The sequence below is a fragment of the Mucilaginibacter sp. genome (assembly GCF_039925265.1).
Classification (GTDB): domain Bacteria; phylum Bacteroidota; class Bacteroidia; order Sphingobacteriales; family Sphingobacteriaceae; genus Mucilaginibacter.
On record NZ_JBDSZG010000018.1, the window covers coordinates 1 to 20,012 of the forward strand.

A 20,012-nucleotide genomic window follows, 5' to 3' on the forward strand; every position below is an offset into this window, starting at 1 on the left:
CGTTATAGCTTAGCCCAACGCCGTTGCCGTTCGGATCGGTGATGCCGGTCAGGTTCCACCCGCTGTAGTAGCTGATCCCGTTCTGGTACAGCAGGTGCCTGCGGCCAAAATACGCGGGCGTGCCGCTATTCAATTTGGTATTGCGTTGAATGCTAAAGAGCATATCGCGGACAATCTCGGAATAAAACGCGGCCAACTGTCGTTCACGAAAAGTTTGGACATTAGCTGGTGCAGGTGTGCTGTACTCAAACTTTCTAACATTGTAATTTTTAAGCGCGTTTCTAATCGTTAGCAGATAAAACGCAAAGGACAAGAAAAGCAGCATAATTAAAACCAGTTTCGTAAGAAGAGAAATGTCGGCAATCCTATTGTGCTGGTAGTGGAAGATAACCAGGGATTGCGGGAATACATTGCCGACGAACTGGAGGGTGCCTACCATGTGGAACAAGCCGTAAACGGCATAGAGGGTTTAAAAAAGGCGGTAGATTTTATTCCTGATATTATCATCAGCGATATTATGATGCCAGATGGTGACGGGTTAGAACTCTGCAATAACTTAAAGGCCGACGAAAAAACAAGCCATATCCCCATCATATTGCTCACCGCCAAACAAACCGATGAGAATAAAATAGAAGGCTACAACGTTGGTGCGGATGATTACATCTCTAAGCCATTCAACGTAACCCTGCTTGCCGCGCGGATAAATAACATCCTCGAATCGCGTAAGAAGCTTCGGGAGCGTTTCTCTACCCATACCAATGTCTCTATAGAAGAATCCGCCATTGCGGACATTGATAAAGAGTTCCTGAAAAAAGTGGTGAAGATAATTGAGGAAAATCTATCGTACCTCAACTTTGATATTGATAAGCTGGCCACAGCTTTAAAAATGAGCAGGCGGCAATTATATCGAAAACTCAATGCGCTTACCAACCAAACGGCGCACGATTTTATTACTAATACTCGTTTGGAGCATGCTGCTGCGCTGCTGATAACCGGCGAGTTTACTATATCCGAGATAGGCTATAAGGTTGGTTTTTCAGAGCCATCCAACTTCAGCCGTTCATTCACCAAAAAATTCGGCAAAAGCCCTAAGAAGTATTTATCAGATCAAAAGGTTATTTAAAAGACTACCTTATGCCTCAATATTGAACACTATTTATATACCCAATTCTCAGCCCCACAATTCAGCCAGCCTCAGTAAGAGGCCGATTTCCGGAATACCTTGGGTAGCTCGCTTGCGCTGATCACCCGGCATGCTGTGGGCGTGATCTAGCCGGAACGACAGTAGACTTGGCTGATTAAAATACGAAAACATGCGGTCGGCATTTTTACTGGTTAGGACATGTAGGGTTCAATTTCTGGGTGACCTACCTTATGTAGGTGCTTCCGATAGGTAAAGTGTTTTATCAGAGAAGAAGCAAGCAAATATGGTTTTAGTACTCATATTTGGGGCTTTAGAGAAATCTTTCGAATTTTCGATGAAAAAAATGGCAAATGGCAGCAACCTGTTCTTGATGCGCTAATACCGCAAAAACAATAGTGGTTTAATGAATTGCCATGTAAATTAATGCTAAATGCTGCCAAACATCGTAATTCTTTAAAAAAAAGATCTCGAGATCTTTCCCCTACAAGCTACTAAAGCCGCCAGCGAAAATGGAGGCTTTTTTTGTTAAGGGACGCCTAATAACCAACCCTGAATACCTCCCCAAAAGCTAATAGTATTGCTGTAAAATCATCAACCAGTTCCCCGGCAATGCAGAAAAGAGCCGGTAACTGATGCAGATTTTCAATGAACATAATAAAACGCGTGCAGTCATTGATTGGTACGGGTTTTAGGTTAATACTTTAACAGGATATAACACCTTTGTTAAACATTTATCAGGATTCCTGAAAACTAAATTTGCCAAAACGAACATTGAGATCAAAAGCCTCGACCATGCTTTCATTGTAGATTTCGAATATTACCTGAAGTCGGTAAGCTAGATGCTTGCCCATACCCAAACTTGAAACCCAGAGATTAAAAAGCGCTAATAGCATAAAAAAAAGAGCAATCGACTATTGATTTGCTATTTACATAGGGCGGCGAGGCCTTTTTTTACGTGGTGCTGTTTGCGGTGTATTTTGATTTCCTGGTTGGATTTTATGGGGGTTTTTTTGTAGAGGATTTAGTATGGGGGCAGATTTATCTTCGGCAAATCTGACACTAATCGTCCTGCCATCAATTTCGCCGCCATCAAGTGCTGCAATTGCACGTTCGGCACCCGCCTGATCTGCCATCATAATAAAGCCGTAGCCTTTGCTTTCGCCGCTACTTTGGTCGGTTACGATTGTAACGGTATTGACAATTCCGTGGATGCTGAATATTTCAACCAGTTCAATTTCTTCCATGTCCCGTGGAAAACCGACAATAAACAACTTAGCCATAATATTGCAAATATAATATTTGATTTACGTATATCAGCACACACCACTCCACTGCAATGCTTAAACAACCAGAAGCAGTAAGCTTCGAAATTGCCAAGGCCGTGCACCGCTTGAAAAGCGGCAGCACGCTTGTATGCTTGAAGGCTTTCCAATGATTCAATTAAGACCCGTGATCACGACCATACCCTGTTCTAATAGCGACATATTGTTCAAGTCCAATTACGAGGGTGGGTAAAGGCACATAAGTTTTGAAAAGGCTATAGCCTGATGATACCACCGGGCCTACAGCTCTAACAATTATGAGTTTATTTTGCATTTACTTCGCTTGTATATTTATTGCCAAACCTGTCGGTTACATCCACCCTTACCTTGTTTACGGCCGGGTCAAAGTGGGTTACAAACAGGTGGTCGGTTTGTATAGGTTCTACAAAATGGCGCCCGGCGGGTAGCTGGTCGCCTTTGTAAAGGGTAACCGCCAATGGGTCGTAACCAATTTCTTTGGGTAACGCGCCCATAGGTTTATCGTCCAAAAAGTATTCTACCTTCCATTCCGGGTCGTAGTTCCAAACGTTGGCTATCAGGCGCATTTGGTTGGTCAACTTCTCCACATATAAACTTAACTGGTTTTCTATCGGCAAACCGGTAGATTTATAATACCATTTTATTGCTGTTCCGTTAACTTCATAAACGGCGTAACCGCGCGGGGTGCCGTCGCCGCAAATTGGGCCCGTCCACCAGCCGCCGCAAACGGTGCCGTGGTTGTGTTCAAAAACACCGTTGCTTAGATTGTTGGCATTGTAATGCGTATGGCCCGACATGATATGCACATTTTTAAACTCCGTAAGCAAAGCATAAAAATCTTTATTATTCTTTACCTGGTTATACACCGGTATATGCAGGTTGATGATGAGCAACTGGCTTTTATCAATCACCGCCAAATCCTTGGCCAGCCATGCCAACTGGTCTTCGGTTATGTAGCCGTCGTATTCGCGTTCGGTGCCCAGGTAGCGCACATCGTCCATCACCACGTAATGTGCCTTGCCACGGTTAAAGGAGTAATAAGTAGGGCCGTATACTTTTTTAAAGGTAACGTCTGATGTTTCATCGCCGCCCATGCGGTAATCCATATCGTGGTTGCCCAAGGCCTGGAAGAATGGGATGCCCATCTGCGCCACCGCGGCATTGTAATCGGGAAACAGCTCGTGGTTGTCCCACACAATATCACCCACACAAATACCATGTACCAAGGCATCTTTGCCTAAGCCTTTAATAGTTTCCATCGTATCCGGTACCGACGTATCCATCATCTGTTTCACATCCTTTTTGTTCTTCACCTGCGGGTCTGCCCAAATGATAAAGTGATGGTTGTTATCATTTTGCTTTAGCGCCTGCAGTTTAAAATCGAAAGTATTTTTGCTGCCGGTATTTTCATAATGGCGGGCAACATTGTAATCGGTTTTAAACTCGTAGCCTGCCGGTGTGCTCATGAAAATGCTGGTTGCCCTGGCGTTTGGCGTAAGGCTGTAGCTGCCTTTAGCATCGGTTAGCACTACCGAAAAACCATCAGATATCGCTACGTTTTTAACACCTTTTTTGCCATCGGTTACTTTGCCTTTTATAGTTTCGGCAACACCAGGCGATGAAAATGCGTTGGCTTTAAGCGCTATAAAGGCGCTGCCGGTAAGCACACCTACGCTTTGTATAAATTTCCTTCTGTCCATGTTTTTTATTAAAAGCAAGCCGGTAGCCTGGGGCACCGGCTTGCGGATAAGTTAATTTTGCACCGAAGTGAAACCTGTGCCCACTTCAATTACTGTTAATGCCGAAGTTTTGGTTAGGGGGATGCTGGTAACCGTGCGCCCTGTTGTCCACCTGCCGGTAATGGCATCGTACACACCACCTAACTGACTAAAGTTGCCGGTGGCAGGCAATGTTAGTTTAGTTTTATTGGTCCCGCCGCCGTAAAACGCCTGGTTTTCGCGGGTTACAGGGTTTATGGTACTGTAATAATCGGTATTGGTGATGCGGTAGCCAATCTCGGGCGGGCCCGGGGCATAAACCGTACCGCTGCCGCCATACATGATCAAATCCAACGGAACTGTGCTTGCATCAACAGTGATGCCTGCAAAAACTGCTATACCCGCTACGTTGCCACTGTTGGCCAGCAGGTTTGCCGTTGCCGTACCGAAGCCTGCCCCATCTACCGTAGAGTATTGGGTGCTGCTTATCCAATTGGCCGCGCTGATATCCGTTGAGCCCGCTCCCCATATATTTTTATTGCCGCCCACATAAAAGAACTGCCCCTTTTTTACCGTGCCCGATGTAAGGTTTATTTTATAACTACGTGCCGCGCCAACAGCCCAGCCATTTGCCGGTGCCGGGTTGGTACCCGCGTTGTTACAGGTTACGATGGAGAAGTTGGTCACCGCGAAATCGATATCGCGTGTAGCCATCAGCTGTATGTATTCCTGGTTGGCATCGCCACCGGTTGGATCGGTAAGGTAACCGGCTACAATAACGGGGGATGGTTTAATAACCGCCAGCGCAAACATATCGTCAATAGTGCGCGGCCATAGTTGTATGGAGGTATCGGCAGCGGTAATATTGGTGAACGGGATCCCCGTAAAGTTGGCGCTGAAAGGTAATTGCGCTGCCGAGAAACTGGCAGCAGTTTCGGTATGCAATACTACCCTGCCAAAGCCATCGTTAATGGTTTTGTTGCCGGCATAAGTTTCACCCGGCTGTGGTTCCGGTTCGGCAATAGCCGAGCTGATGGTCACCAGCGTGCTTTCGTAAACATCCGGCGAGGCTATAATACGGCCCGATGGTACCGCCTGCACGGTAATAGCTTTGTTGGATGCCAGCTTAGTGATAGCACCTTCGGCCAGGCCTTTTAGGCGCATGCTGCCGTTTACTTTGGTGAGCGTAGCACCTGTTACCTGCACCATTACAGAATCGCCGGGAGCGTAGCCCGCGGCGGCAGCACCAATATCCAGCGCTATACCGCGAATGGCGTTACGGCGGTTGTTTTGCACCACCAATATGCCAGCCGGGCTGTTACCGCTTGCGGCGTTTGAGATCACCACGCCCACAATTTCTTTGGCGCCGCTCAGGTTATCGGCGTTGAGGGTAACATCGCTGCCTTTGTATAGGGCCTTTACATCTACCACGGCTATGATGGGGCTAAGCGTGCCCTCGGCATAATCGTGCTTTTTACAACCGGCCAGGCAAATAATGCTTAAAGCCGCCAGGTATACATATATCTTTTTCATGTTGATTGCTTTATGATTAGCTTCGATTATGGTTTTTGCCACCATACGTTGGTGTTTATTTCATCAGCGCCCTGCGCGGCAACTGCTGCGTTATAGTTAGCAGGGTTAGCGCTTTGCACGTATACGGGGTAGGTTAGCCTTGCAGGCATAACGCCGTTGTTGCGCAAGCCGTTGCCCTTTGGCAGTATAGGGTGCCCGGTGCGGCGGTACTCAAACCACTGCTCAAAATCTGTCCAAAACATGGAGTAGTATTTTTGCAGGTGTATCTGCTCCATTTTATCGTTCAGGGTTCCCGCATTGTTCCAAGCTATATCGCCCGCAGCCAGGTAGGTATCTATCGGGGTGGCAAAGGTGGGGATCCAAAAGGTGATACCGCTTTGCACGCCTGCTTTGTAATATGCTTCTGCCGATCCGGAGATCCAGCCCTTTGCTGCTGCCTCTGCCAAAATAAACTGCAGCTCGCTGTAGTTCATGATGTTGCCCATCAGCGGATCGTTCATTAAAGTGGTGGTTGATGTGGTAGACTGGAAGTACGATTTATGGTCTACCCCTTCGCCCGGTGCGTAACCGCTTGGCGCACCCACGTAACCGCCCTGGTAAGTAGCTACTGACCAGCGAAGCGTAGTTAACCGCGGATCGGCCCAGCGGTTAAGGTTATTGATAAAGAACTCAGCAATGCTGGGCTGCCGCCAGTCCTGCTCGCGCACGCCGCCAATAAAAGGCGAAGTTAATGCGCCAACACCATTCCAGCGCAACACGGCCGCATCGTCGTTACTGGTCATCAGCGGGTAAAGTGTCGGGTTGGTATCTACCATGTCCTTAATTTTGGCAATCACATCGGCAGATACTTCCGCCTTGCCAGATAGCCTCATCAGCAAACGCAAATACAGCGTGTTGCCAAACTTGCGCCATTTGGAAGAATTGCCGTTAAACACCGGGTCGCTGCCGCCATTTACGTTGGCCGCGCCGTTCAGCAAAGTATCTGCCTGCTCCAGCTTTTTGAAGATATCCAGATAAATGTCCTTCTGCTTATCAAATGCCGGGGTAAAGTTGCCGTCTTTGCCTTTGTTAGAATCGAAGTAAGGCACATCACCGTAGGTATCGGTCAGCATGGAATAGATCCACGACTGGCAGATGAGCGAGATCCCCATATACGTTTTGTTGTAAGTAAGCGGCTGGCTGGAGATATTGTAGATATCCTTAAAATTGGTGAGCTGGGTGTACCAGCCGTTCCAGGTGTAATCTGCCCAGGTGCGTTTTACATCATAACGAAAAACCTTGCCTTCCGAATCACCGGGGTCAACGGTTACCTGCATCAGTTCGTTATTAAAGTTACGGGCGCGCAGCATGTTTATGCTTACCGTGTTTACCAGCGCAGGTGCCAGCAATTGCTGCGGCAGGGCATTGGGTGTACCGTTAGGGTCTGTATTCAAATCGATAAAGCCCTTTTTGCATGATGCCATGGTGATGGCGAGCAGGATAATTACCGGTAGTATCTTATATATATTCCTTTTCATTGCTGTAAATATTAAAGGCCAATAATGATGTTAAAGCCAAAGGTGCGGGTAGACGGGAACTGCGCTATCTCAAAGCCCTGTACAATATCGCTGCCCGATAGGGTACCAAACTCCGGGTCGAACACCGGCCAGGCGCTCCAGATGTACAAGTCTCGGCCGTAAACACCTACCGATGCACGTTGCAGGCCCAGTTTTTTGGTGAACCGTGGGTTTAAAGTATAGTCAAACCTTGCCTCGCGGAATTTGATGAAATTGGTGCTGAAGGTGTTTCCTTCGGCATTATCAATACCGTAGTGCGAGCGGTAGTAACCGTCGATATCTGACGCGATAGCATCGTTGGCGCGGTAAGTACCATCAGGGTTTTTAATAACACCTGTACCAATAATGCCGTTATAGCGGCCCGGAAGTGTTAACTTAATTTTGCCCTGCTCGGCAAGTTTGTAGTTAGATAGTGAGTAGGCAACTCCTCCTACCTGTGCATCAAACAACAGGTTTAGATGAAACTGGCGGAACTTAAAATCGTGCCCCATGCTTGCTTTGTACTTTGGCATGGTGTTGCCGAGATATACCAGATCGTCAGACAAGCGTGCGAAGCCGGTTGAGGCATCGTACACAATTTGCCCGTCGGGCGAGCGCATGTAGCCACGGCCGTACATATCGCCCATGCTGCCGCCAACGCGTGCTACAATTTGGCCACCACCGGTTGGGCCGGTGCGTAATACCACGGCGCTATCTGCCAGTTCACGTATTTGGTTTTTGTTTGATGTAAAAGTGGTGTTTATCGTCCATTCAAAGCCGCCCACATGGCGAATCGGCGTTCCATAAAGGGAAAGCTCCAGGCCTTTGTTAGTTACTCTACCCACATTGATAACGGCCTGGCTAAAGCCCGAGCTTTGGTCAACCGTACGGTTTAGGATCTGGTTTTTGGTGTTGCCGCTGTACAAAGCCAGATCAAACCCTAAACGGTTTTTGAAAAAACGCATTTCGGTACCAATTTCAATAGTGGTGGTGCGCAAAGGTTTCAGATCCGGGTTAGATAAGGTGCGCGGGTTTTGCAGGCCGCCGTTGTAGGTGCTGCCCGCCGTTGTATAATTAAAGGTGGTTTGGTACGGCGTTGTGGTACCGCTACCCACGCCCGCTACCGATGCCCTGAATTTGGCATAATCAATTCCCTGTGGCAACTTAAATGCTTCCGAAGCCAGGAAACTTAGACTTGCCGATGGGTAAAAGAAACCCACCTCGTCGGTACGGTTGGCGGTGGCCAGGGTGCTCACCCAGTCTTGCCGGGCGGTCATATCCAAATACAAATAGTCTTTAAAGCTGGTTGATACCAAACCGTAGAAGCTGTTAATAGCATAAGTAGACCTGAAGGGCGACGTAACCAGCGGACCTGCATTGTTAGCCAGCGAGTACACGCCTGGGTATACTAAAGAGTCGGCACGTACCTCATCGCGGTTGTAGGTGTTTCGCAGCATGCTGCCACCTGCGGTGGCGGTAACGTTAAAATCTTTGTTTATTTTTTTGTTGTATTTCAACAGGAAATCGCCGCCGGCTTCCTGCGAGTAAATGTTTTGCGTACGGTACGATCCCTTGGGGAACTTGGTGCCCGCATCGTAAGGGCGCTGCTGCGAGCGTTGCTCGTATCCCATATCCATAGTTGCGCGCAATTGCAGGCTAAGCGCCTTGGTAATGCTGTAATTGGCCAGCACGTTACCTGTAACCGAGTTGCGCGACGACTTGTTGATAAACTCGTACGACACCGCGTAAGGGTTCTCCGGGAAGGAGCTGAACGGGTAGAAGATCTGCTTATCAGTTTGGCCGTTGCGCCAGTAGTTCTTAAGCACGTTTAAATCGGCGTTGGGCTGCCAAAATATGAACCAATACATCAGCGACTGGTTGCCATAACCCGCTCCGGGCAGGTTATCGCTATGCTTGTTGTTATAATTTACGTTGGAACTGATCGTCAGCTTATCATTAATTTTTGAATTGACAGATAACGACAAGCTGTTGCGCCCGTAACCCGTATTCGGGGTGATCCATTTATTGGTAACGTTTGTTGCCGAAAAGCGTGCGGAGGTTTTATCAGTACCGCCATCAATGCTTACGGAGTTAGTTTTGGTTACCCCGGTTTGGAAAAACTCGCGGATCTGATTTTTGTAGGGTACCCACGGCGTGCGGGCTAATCCCTGTGCCTGGGTGGTTCCGTCCAGCTGGTAAAAGTTTTGCCCGTTGAATTTAGGGCCGTAGGCGGAACTTGTTGCGCTGGTGCTTGCCCCATCGGGCCCCGCACCAAACGAATAATAGTTGCTGCCCGCAGTACCCTGGCCGTATTCGTATTGCAGGTCGGGCCAGCGGTTCACATCCTCAAACGAGGTATTGGAGTTAAACGTAATGCCCAAACCGCTATGCTTAACGCCCGATTTGGTGGTGATGATGATAGCACCATTTGCACCACGCTGCCCGTAAAGCGCCGCCGCCCCGGGGCCTTTCAGCACGGTTACATTCTCAATATCGTTGGGGTTCAGGTCGTTCAGGTTGCTGCCATAATCTGCAGGCATAATATCGCTGCTTACGCCGTAAGCTGTTTCGCCGGCATTGGCGGTGCGCCTGCCGCTGCCCTGGTTTATCACCACGCCATCTACCACAATAAGCGCCTCGTTATCGCCGGTGAGGTTGTTCTCGCCACGGAGGATGATCTTGTTGGAACCTGCCGGGCCGCTGTTAGAGCGGATGAGGTTTAAACCTGCTACCTTGCCCGATAGTGCGTCCGTCCAGTTACCCGAAAGCGCGTTGGTTAATTGCTCACCTCTTACCGAAGTAGCCGCATAACCAAGTGATTTTTCTTCGCGTTTGATACCAAGGGCAGTTACTACCACCTCGGTAAGCGCGGCTGAAGACGGCTTCATGGTTATATTTACGGTAGTTGAAGCATTTGCACGCACTGTAACGTTCTCTTGCTTAGCCCTTTCGAAAGAGACAAAACTTACCTCTATGGTGTAAACGCCGGCATCCACATTGAGCGAATAGCTGCCATCTACAAGCGATATAGCCGACACGCCCGCTGCCGGCACCCGTATGGATGCACCCGGCAATGGCTCGCCTTTTTCGTCCACTATCTTCCCTTCTATTTTGCCTTTACTCTGGCTTTTTGCCACAATGAGTATGCCCCGCTCTCCTGATTGCCTAAAGGTGAACTGGGTACCGCGCAAAAACAGTTCTAAAACCTCCTGCACGGTGCGCTCGGCTTTTGCCAGCCTAATGCTGCGCTGATCATCTAATATGCTGTTATTGTAACTGATAGACAGGCCGCTCAATTTTTCGAGTTGCTGAAAGGCATCTTTTAGCGGAATACCATCGGCCCCAAAGGTTACCTTTTTGTTTAATGCTGTTTGTGCTTCGGCTGTTGACGTACCTAAAAAAGGCATCAGCAAAAGCGCCAGTATGGTTATTAGCCATAACTTTTTCATATATTTACTTAATTTATGCTTGTTAATCGTGAGTTTAAATTCAAACAGAGGCCCGCGATTGTTACCAGCAATTTCGGGCTTGCTTTTTTTATCGGCAGCGTAAGTTTTACTTCATTATTCGCCCTCCCCTTTCGTTGGTGTTTGATATAAATAGATGTTTTCCGGTTTGGGTATAAGCCAGCCCGGATAAGGCCGTTAAGTTTTCCATCGCTTGCTCCAGCGGCATATTCATCAGCCTGGTAGTAAGGCGCACCGCGCCCAGGTCGGCATCGGTAAAATCAATCTTCACACCGTACTGATGTTCCAGCGCGGCGGCTATATCCTTAAGTGTAGTATTGTAAAAAACAAGGTTGTTGCTTATCCATGCACTTGCATCGGCAGCATTGGCATTGCCGAAGGCAAATACCCCCGTTTTGGTGTTGATGCTTATCTGCTCGTTTGGCGTAAGATATTTTACCAGTTCGGTTTTACCATCGGTATTGGCCATTACCCCTACTTTGCCCGTGTTTACTGTAATGGTTATCTTATTATCGGCGCCGTAAGCTTTCACGTTGAAGGATGTGCCCAGCACTACGGTGCTTATTTCCCCGCTTTTCACTACGAAGGGCTTGTCGGTACGGTGCACCACATCAAAAAAAGCTTCGCCGCTTAGGTACAGTTCGCGCTTATTACCATCAAAGTTTTTGGCATAACGCAACGTACTGCCACCCGCCAGGTAAGCTACAGAACCATCGGGCAACATTAACTTGCTCCGTTTGCCATTAGGGTTGCTGGCTATCTCCATAGCATCGGTAGCAGCCGGTTTATTAAAAATGCTTTTGTAACTCAGCCAGCTGGTAGCGCAAACTATTAAAAGGCTTGCCGCGTAAGCCAGCCAGTTACGCTTAATGGGGCGAATAACAGCGACTGGTGTTTGCGGTTGATTTTGTTGCTGTGCAATGTGGGCGCTTATTTTCTCCCAGGTTTTTTTAGAATGGTCGGCGTGTTTAAGGCTGGCGCGGGCAGCCTCCAGTATGTGGATGGTATCACTAAACTGCGCAAGGTTTTCGGGCTGTAGTTCAATCCAGTCCTGTAGTTGCGTAAGCCCATCATCGCTGATGGTTTTTTCGAAATATTCAATAATTAAACGGTGGTAATGTTCTTCCATGTTCTGCTTCTGCTACTAAAGACAGAATACAGCATCCCGCTTACGTAGCGAACCTGGTTAACATTACATTAACAAATTATTAAGTTCAAGAATTGAAGCTGGGCGAGGCTTTAATCAGTTCGCGGAGTTTTTTTAAGGATTGGTACAGCGTAGTTTCTACCGTGCGCACCGTAATGCCCAACAGCCCTGCTACTTCGTGCTTGCAAAGCCCGTCAACCCGGGTCATCAGCAATACCTGCCTTTGCCCCGGTGGCAGCAGGTTTATCAGCGCCAAAATTTTATTATACGATTCGCGCGCTGATAGTATTTTGAACGGCGTATTGGTATCCTGCAGTAATTGCTGGCTGATATCGGCATCCTCAATAAAATGCACCGGTTCTTTCTTTTTTTGAATATAATTGAGCGAAAGATTTTTAGCAGCCGCAAACAGGTAGCTTTTCACATTGAGGATACGGGAATCGGCACGGTTGTCCCAAACCTTCATAAACAGATTGGCAATCACCTCCTCGGCAACGTCGCTGTCTTTAATGTAAATGGCGCAAAACTGGCAAAGCTGCCGGTAATAGCGGTTAAACACCACTTCCAAAGCCTGCGCATCGCCCTGTTGTATACAATCCATCAATGCTTCATCGGTAAATGATAAATACATGCCACCCCTCGTTTGTGTCAAAACTAAGGATGCAATGTTACGCTAATGTTAAAATTGCAAAGAAAACAAAAACGTTCCAAAGGGCTTGGTGGCTATTGCACGGCGAGGTGACTCACCCAGATACGTTTCGCTGATCGACGTTTCGCTTCTTTACGCTTGGATCATAGAAAATCTTTATAAACCCCAACCTCCCCCTGTTTAAAACGTTCAGGGGGCGCATGCCGGCTGTCCAAAATTGCAAGTTGCCCTGGTACGATTGGATATAGGAGACCGCCCCGGTAGCAACATCGGCGACCAAGATATTTGGGCCTCGCACCGGCTGATCGCCTGAACTCGAGCGGATGAGCGTGATTTTCGAATTCAACCAACCTAAACTTCCCCCTTTGACTTTTAAGGTAGAATAAGGATAAACCATATTTAACCCGGCAGTGGGTTTGTTGTACCTATACCGGCGTTAGCGGCTGAGGTTGGGAAAACAATCTCGACACAAACATTGTATTTTGCCATTATAAGACAAATAAGGCGTCCCCATCTCACCAGGAACGCCTTTTATCAACTAAATCTCAAGAGTGTACTCCTGTTTCCTTTAAGTTATTTCAACTGGGAATAACTGATCTTTTTTATCTGCAATGGCTTTTTGCCCGTTAGCAATAGTATATCAAGCGGTTGCTGCGGAAAAAAGATATTGGTCATCACAGATAAGCCGCTATCTGCAAAAACCTCCACAGAGGCAACATCTACTAATATTTTCATAGTTAAGCTATTACCCGTAGTAAAACGAGGTGCAATGGTTTTGCGGGCAAAGTCTTTCTGAAAAACCACATCCCCGGAATTGGTCCGGTCGGTATAATAACTATTGGTAGTTTTATCATAACCTACTATAACCTTATCACCACTAACATTAGTTAATTGGAGTGAAACATCTTCATTCTTTGCCAACTCAAGCCTGATGCAATACTTCCCGCCTTCCATTTTCAATAGTTTTGAAAGGTCTACCGAACCATCAACCTTAAGCTGTTTGATCTCTTGTGCCGGCCCAAAGAGCTCGGTTGTTTCTTTAACGGGCATAGAGGCCAGGTAAGCTTCACCATTTGCCTCTAACAATTTTAATTCGCGGGGTATTGTGGTAGCGCTTCTCCACTTTTCTGTAGGAACCACGTTGGCGTATTGCCAATTGCTCATCCAGCCCATAAATATTCGTCTTTTACCGGTATTGGAAAAAGTTACGCCGGCATAGTTATCAGCACCAAAATCTACCCACCTGGTTGTTGTATTATCCGGCACAAAGGTTTTGCCGTCGAAATTACCAATGAAGTACTGCGTTGCGGAGCCACCACTTGGCCCACCCGGGTTGATGCTTACCAGTAATACCCATTTACGGCTTCCCTTATAACTCAGGCTGAACAGATCCGGACATTCCCAAACGCCGCCATGGGCACCAAGGGCAGCGCCGAAATCGCTCTCTTTGGTCCAGCTCTTCAAGTCGGGTGATGAATAAAAAGTCACCCGGTCTTTGGTAGCCAGGGTCATTATCCATTTTTTGCTGACCTCGAACCACTGTACTTTAGGGTCGCGGAAATCCCATATGCCGGGGTTGGGTAACACCGGGTTGCCTTTATATTTTATCCAGGTCTTACCTTCATCGTTACTGTAAGCAATACCCTGGTATTGATGCAACCCAGTTTTAGCATCTTCTATTTTCTGATTATGGTAAGTAAAAATGGCCACCATTGCGTTTTTGCCAAAACCGGCGGTGTTATTTTTATCTATAACCGCACTGCCAGAAAATATAGCACCTAAACTGTCGGGATAAAGCGCGATGGGCTGTTCGGTCCAATGTGTTAAGTCGGTACTTGCGGCATGGCCCCAGTGCATTGGCCCCCAGGTGGTACCACCCGGGTAGTGTTGAAAAAACAGATGATACGTCCCATTAAAATAAACCATTCCGTTTGGGTCGTTCATCCAATGTGCTTTTGGCGAAAAATGGAATTGCGGCCGATGTTTTTCGCCCGGTATTATTCCCGGTTGTGCAACAGCCAGGAATGAACTAAAGGTTAGCACAAGAGTTAAAATTTTCATTCTCATATGGATAGATGGTTAAATATAGTTAAAATTTGATGTATACATTGGCCACATTACCATCCACAAACACATTGGCTGCCGGTACACAATTAAATATTTCAGAACTTTCATTTACAAAAAATACGCGCGGACTGGTTATGTCCGTTATTTTAATACCATCATACCTGTTACTGGTACCGCCAGCCGAGCGGATAGTAACGGGTTTAGCAAGAGCATCAGCCCAGTCGGCTGTGATCGTGTTATTAGTTATTAAATTGTAGTTTCCGCTGATTCTGAACACACCGTAATCGTTATCTTTTCCGCGCAATTGCCGCGATCTGTCACCCGGAAGCCGCAACCAGGTAACGTTGCCGCTTACCAGGTTATTACTGCTCTCGTTCAGTTCCAATAGGCCTACATAATAGCTCTGGAAGTTATTACCGGTTATGTTGCCATAATCAGAATTATTCAGTTGCAGGTTTACATCACCATCAGGATAGACGTGGTTATTCGAAAAAATGAAGTTCTCCTGGTTAGTGAGTTTTACCGTAATTCCCCCCGGCTGAGCTCCAAGCTGGCAGTTACTAATCATGTTTTGGATGCCGTTCGTCATTTCAATGCTGTTCTTACATTCAGATACCCAGCAATTACGAATGATCATAGCGTCGGCAGCATTTACAATGATGCCCGTATTTAAATTAATGCCAACCACATCCTCTATCCGTGTTCCGTCGGCATCCTGCTGAATATTAATTCCCGTTCCCCGAGTAGATGTACCACCGGAAATAAGCAGGTTTTTAATAATTAAGCCCGAGATCCTGTTTTTAAGCCCGTTCACGTCTGGCAGTGTTGGTACGCTGATAGCGAAATTGGAACTGCCCAACAGCAGTTTGCTTCCGCCGCCGGGGTTTTGTACGTTAGCTGGCGGCACATCTACGTTACTGCGTAATCCGGCATTTAAGCCCCGGATGGTTACAAAATTTTTATTGATGATAATAGGTGCGTTCAATAAAAAATCGCCTGCCGGGATCACAATTGTTCCGCCGGAAGCGGGCATACTGGCAATAATGGAATTGATGGCTGCGGCGCAGTCTGTTTTACCATCGTCTTTTGCACCATAGTCGGTTATAAGATATTCCGCCGAAGCGGTTTTACTTCCTTCTACAACCTCTTGGGTTATATAAGTTTTTTTACAGCCAGATATCGCTATAAATAGTAGCAGTAATATTTTGGTTATACTTTTCATCAGTTTATTTAAAGGTTGCCAGTTTGTTATTTTTGATTCCAAATGGAACTAAGTTCCCAAAGGTTAAAGTTTTTAATAGTCGCCTTTCCGCTTAGTGCACGAAGGCTAAGTTGGCGGGCGGTTGTTGCCGGAAATATTTGGCAGGTGATGTTTACTTCTCCGTCATTGCCAAAAACTTCTATAGAGGATCGGTCAATTAAAACATGAAGCCTAATCCTATTTTTAACAGGCACTAATCTCGCTTGATAAGTTTGCGGAAACCCGGGGCTGAAATTGACAACTCCAGATGCCGTACGGTCGAGACTCAGCAACTGTGTTTTTGCGTTATACTTCAGAATGGTTTTTTGATTATTGTCCCCGCATAAAGAAAGCTCCAAAACCGATTTCCCGCCTATTGCTAATTCTGTTATGAACTCGTAAGCATTCTGTGATACGTGGATTGATTTCAGAGCATTTGCCGAACCACTAATAGGTATATTGGTCAAATGATAGTTTTTACCGTGTAGCTTTTCAATCTCAGCAACCGGATTCTGTGTAAGGCGGAAACCGTCAGTCGTTTTCTTCAACTCCAGAGCGCGCGGGAAAGTATGCCCGCCTTTCCAGGGCTTTGTTGGCACTTTGGTGGCATATAGCCAGCTGCCCAGCCATGCTACCGAAACCCTCCTATTATCGTATGGAGGGCCGTTTACCCATGAATGGGCTGCATAAAAATCAGGCCCGTAATCCACCCAAAACGCTTGCTCCCGTGAGCTTGTGGCCAGCTGGTCGCCAAGCATAATGTGATCGATCAGGATGTGCCCAAACGCACCGGTTTCGTTATCAACAATCTCCAGGTGGGCTTTTTTACCGATGTATGCAGAAACATCCCAGCCCGACCAGTACAAAACCTCGGTATCGGTCCCCGTTTTTGTACGTACTACCTTACCGTTTACCAATAAATTAATACAGGCTCCGTTGGCATGCAGCCCGCCGCCAATTAAAAAATTAAGGAACTTTTTGTTGATGGTGAAATCAGGCGAAGTGATCTTCCCGGTGCCTTCATCTTCATTGTTAAAGCTATTTACCAGCGCTTTGCCGGCAAAGCCCAGCACGGCATTCTGATGATGCAACAAATCCTTTGAAGGCGATGCAGCGAACGCAAGCCCCTCGGTTTTCCAACCTTTTAGCCCATTTTCAAAATCAAACAGCACTTGCCCGGCAGGCATTGGCAAGTTGTTTCGCGTTTTAAATTCAGGATCGGCGGTAAACTCTCTCCCATCAAAATCTCCCACAAAATACTGCCCGCTAATAGGTTGCACGCTTAGTTCAAGCACCCATTTAAATACCCCTGGTGACCCTTTTACAGGTAGCCTGAATAAATCAGGGCATTCCCAAACGCCATTTACCGCTCCATATGGTCCAAAATCGCTCATGAAGTCCCATTGTTTTAAATTGGCGGAACTATAAAAGCGAATCTTGCGGTCGGCCGCCAGGGCAACCACCATTACCCATTTCTTTTGAGGTGCATACCAAAATACCTGCGGATCGCGAAACTCGGTTGAACCGATATCAATAACCGGGTTATTTTGATACAATGCCCACGTTACGCCCTTATCGTTTGAGTAAGCAATACATTGAAACTGGGTTCCGTCTGTTTTTAAGCCGGAGTATACTGCAACCATCGGCGCTTGCCCGTTTACACCAAACCCACTTGTGTTAAAGCTATCAATCACTGCCGATCCCGACATTTCTCTGAACGTATCGTTGCCGAGGCGCTGGGCACGGCCCAACTTCCAGTGTACCAGATCAGTACTTTTGGCAACTCCTCTGTTCACCTGGTATTCACCATCTACATATACCAGCGCGGTGGGGTCGAAAAGTGCTCCCCGTGAAGATGTGAGGTGATATTGAGGACGGTACATTTCCTTATAGGATGCCGTATCGTTACCCTTTGCCGCCGTTACCTGGGCTTTTGCAGAAATAACAAAGGCGTTTAAAGCGATGATGCAAATAACACTGTATGTTTTTTTCATTTGGTCAATTTTTTGATGTTAAAACCCCGTCTTTATTTCCGCGTTTTTCAAGCGCCAAACCGAGGCCTTCAGCAGATCTATATCTCCGCCTGATGTGAATAACTCTATGCGATTACTTGCCCGGTCAATCGGGAATAAGCGCGTGGTGAAGGCATCTTTATTATTGATAAACCCTTCTATCACCGAACCATCTATAAATAAGTGGAGATTGATCTTTTGGCCGCTATCCACGGTATAATCTCCCTTACGGATGCTTAGGGGAACGTGTTTGCGCAGGCTCGACCTCTTTTGATCTATCACCAGCTGTTTTTTATCAACGTCAAAATAGATCCTGGTAAATTCATTTCCCGACTGGTTTTTGCCCACAACCAGTCCAAACTGTTTGGCGTTAAGCGGGTCAATATCTATACTCAGCTCCAACTGGTGGCTGCCTTCGCTTAAAAGGGTTGTTGATGAGCTATCTATTCTTTTGGGGGCTAAATCAACCTTTGTGCTTCTTAATTGCTCTAAAACCGGATGAGGCGATTGATTGATCTTACCGTTCTGGAGGTTCCAAATTCGCGGGATACTGTACAGATGCGTCCAGCCACGTTGATAGGTTTCCCGTGCACTCGTTTCATCAGGTATAATAGCAATAGCGGTGGTTTTACCGCTCGCATCTAACGCTACGGAGGGCGATAATAAACGATTGATCACCTCCAACTTTTTAGGCATCACTTCGTCGGGCACAAATTTTTCCCCGATGAAATCACCTGTCCAATACAAGGCCAATGCCGGCGTGCCTTTATGCGGCACTTTATTTACCAGCAGCACATATTTGCCATTCATTTTCCAAAACAAGGGCATCTCCCAAAATACGCCGGAGTCATCCACCGCAGGGTTGCCGGTAAATAGTTGGTGCAGGTATTCCCACTTTTTCAGATCGGGTGATCGGTAAAGTAACAGTGTTCCTTTTTCAATGCCATTTTCTTTTAGCCCAAACCCTACGGCCATATACCATTGCCCTTTATCTTTCCATACGATAGGGTCGTGAAAATCTTTACGGTCAAACTGCGGCGGGTTGGCAGTTACCACCGGGTTGCCCGGGTACTTATTCCAGGTGAGCAAATAATCATCCTGGGGAAATGCGAGGCACATACCAATGGAATTGTTACCGCCGCCGCTGTAGATGATCACCGGTTTGCCGGTGTCGTCAAACACGGTACAGCCAGACCATATGCCATTTTCGTCGTACCCAGGCTCCGGTGTCAGAGCCGGCTTATGCTCCGTCCAATGGAGCAAGTCCGGGCTGCTGAAATGGCCCCAGTTAATTTGCCCCAAAAACATATTGGCACCGTTTTTTTGATTAAACACATGATACTTGCCCTTATAATAAAATAACCCATGCGTTTCGTTTGTCCAGTTTGCAGCAGGTAATAAATGATAAGCGGGGCGGTTAAAGTCGCCTTTAAACCGAGATGGCGAAACGGCTAATGTTGGTGCTTTTTTATTTCTGCCCGCATCGAGTGCGGCCATTGTACTTTGCTTTAAATCCGCGCCGATGGTGATCTCGTCAACAATACCATTTATCCTATTTACCGGGAAAACACCAATAGCTTTTTGCCTGAAATCCCGACCGATTAAAAGGGAATCGGAGGGAAGAACATTAGCCGAAATACCCACAGTTCTAACCGGCTTGCCGTTGACGATCAATAGTGCGTTTCCTGAACTAATACTGAGCGCCACATTAAGCCATTTAAATTTAGCGACCGATAGTTCTGTGGCATAAAAGACAGGCTTTCCTTCTTTACCTATGCAAATCAAAAGCTGCCCGAAGCGGTCTGCACAGGCCGATATCCAGTTTGCGCGGTTACCAATTGCAAAAAAAGCAGCGGTGTCTGTCGGAAAGGTTTCCAGTGCAAAGTATCCGTTTACACTGAACGCCGCCTTATTGATATTTGGCAAGGCAGCAGATAGGCTGGTAGAATACCCATCAGTACGCAGTCCATTGTTCAGATAACCTTTCACTATCTCCGGTTTATTCGTCCGGCTGTGGAACGACAATTTGATTGCGTTTCCCGGCCGGCCGCCGGATGACTTTAATAGGGTATCGTCCAGGTGCCAGGTTACCTGGGCCTGGCTATTAAAGCAGCGCGCGGTTAATAATAACAACAGCACCACAAAGAACTTTAAACGATGAGCTTTAAACATAAATGGGTTGGTGTATGTAAATGAACC

13 protein-coding genes are annotated in these 20,012 nt (G+C 47.0%); 1 reads left to right on the forward strand and 12 read right to left on the reverse strand.

Features of this window, described 5'->3' with window-relative positions; all coding sequences use genetic code 11:
* Window positions 1-325: hypothetical protein (locus ABIX36_RS09175; protein WP_348081865.1), on the reverse strand; the 325-nt coding region annotated here is incomplete at its 3' end.
* A 45-nt stretch (window positions 326-370) separates the two neighbouring features.
* On the opposite strand from ABIX36_RS09175, the gene ABIX36_RS09180 reads away from it, so the two are divergent.
* Window positions 371-1,123: a response regulator gene (locus ABIX36_RS09180; protein ID WP_348081866.1), complete on the forward strand. Its 753-nt coding sequence runs from the start codon at window positions 371-373 to the stop codon at window positions 1,121-1,123.
* Between the two features lie 947 nt (window positions 1,124-2,070).
* Here ABIX36_RS09180 and ABIX36_RS09185 read toward each other — a convergent pair.
* From ABIX36_RS09185 to ABIX36_RS09235, 11 genes are all read right to left on the reverse strand, one after another.
* Window positions 2,071-2,424 carry a hypothetical protein gene (locus ABIX36_RS09185; protein WP_348081867.1) on the reverse strand — a complete coding sequence of 118 codons (354 nt, stop codon included), beginning with the start codon at window positions 2,422-2,424 and terminating at the stop codon, window positions 2,071-2,073.
* Window positions 2,425-2,729: 305 nt separating this feature from the next.
* Window positions 2,730-4,145 (reverse strand): calcineurin-like phosphoesterase family protein, encoded by a 1,416-nt coding sequence (locus ABIX36_RS09190; RefSeq protein ID WP_348081868.1) that lies wholly within the window; start codon window positions 4,143-4,145, stop codon window positions 2,730-2,732.
* 51 nt (window positions 4,146-4,196) lie between these two features.
* Entirely contained in the window at window positions 4,197-5,696 is a 1,500-nt protein-coding gene (locus tag ABIX36_RS09195) for a DUF5689 domain-containing protein (protein ID WP_348081869.1), read from the reverse strand.
* Between the two features lie 26 nt (window positions 5,697-5,722).
* Window positions 5,723-7,213: a SusD/RagB family nutrient-binding outer membrane lipoprotein gene (locus ABIX36_RS09200; protein WP_348081870.1), complete on the reverse strand. Its 1,491-nt coding sequence runs from the start codon at window positions 7,211-7,213 to the stop codon at window positions 5,723-5,725.
* 11 nt (window positions 7,214-7,224) lie between these two features.
* Window positions 7,225-10,680 (reverse strand): SusC/RagA family TonB-linked outer membrane protein, encoded by a 3,456-nt coding sequence (locus ABIX36_RS09205; RefSeq protein WP_348081871.1) that lies wholly within the window; start codon window positions 10,678-10,680, stop codon window positions 7,225-7,227.
* A 106-nt stretch (window positions 10,681-10,786) separates the two neighbouring features.
* The gene (locus ABIX36_RS09210) at window positions 10,787-11,827 is read right to left on the reverse strand and encodes a FecR domain-containing protein (RefSeq protein WP_348081872.1); all 1,041 of its coding nucleotides are present in this window, start codon (window positions 11,825-11,827) and stop codon (window positions 10,787-10,789) included.
* A gap of 85 nt (window positions 11,828-11,912) precedes the next feature.
* Complete coding sequence (locus tag ABIX36_RS09215; RefSeq protein WP_348081873.1) at window positions 11,913-12,476, reverse strand: sigma-70 family RNA polymerase sigma factor; 564 nt, start codon at window positions 12,474-12,476, stop codon at window positions 11,913-11,915.
* 591 nt (window positions 12,477-13,067) lie between these two features.
* Window positions 13,068-14,555, reverse strand: coding sequence for a glycoside hydrolase family 32 protein (locus tag ABIX36_RS09220; RefSeq protein ID WP_348081874.1), 1,488 nt, complete (start codon window positions 14,553-14,555; stop codon window positions 13,068-13,070).
* Window positions 14,556-14,583: 28 nt separating this feature from the next.
* Window positions 14,584-15,783 carry a glycosyl hydrolase family 28-related protein gene (locus ABIX36_RS09225; protein WP_348081875.1) on the reverse strand — a complete coding sequence of 400 codons (1,200 nt, stop codon included), beginning with the start codon at window positions 15,781-15,783 and terminating at the stop codon, window positions 14,584-14,586.
* Window positions 15,784-15,809: 26 nt separating this feature from the next.
* The gene (locus ABIX36_RS09230) at window positions 15,810-17,795 is read right to left on the reverse strand and encodes a glycoside hydrolase family 32 protein (protein WP_348081876.1); all 1,986 of its coding nucleotides are present in this window, start codon (window positions 17,793-17,795) and stop codon (window positions 15,810-15,812) included.
* 18 nt (window positions 17,796-17,813) lie between these two features.
* On the reverse strand, window positions 17,814-19,985 hold the full coding sequence (locus ABIX36_RS09235) for a glycoside hydrolase family 32 protein (RefSeq protein ID WP_348081877.1): 2,172 nt from the start codon (window positions 19,983-19,985) through the stop codon (window positions 17,814-17,816).
* Window positions 19,986-20,012: the final 27 nt, after the last annotated feature.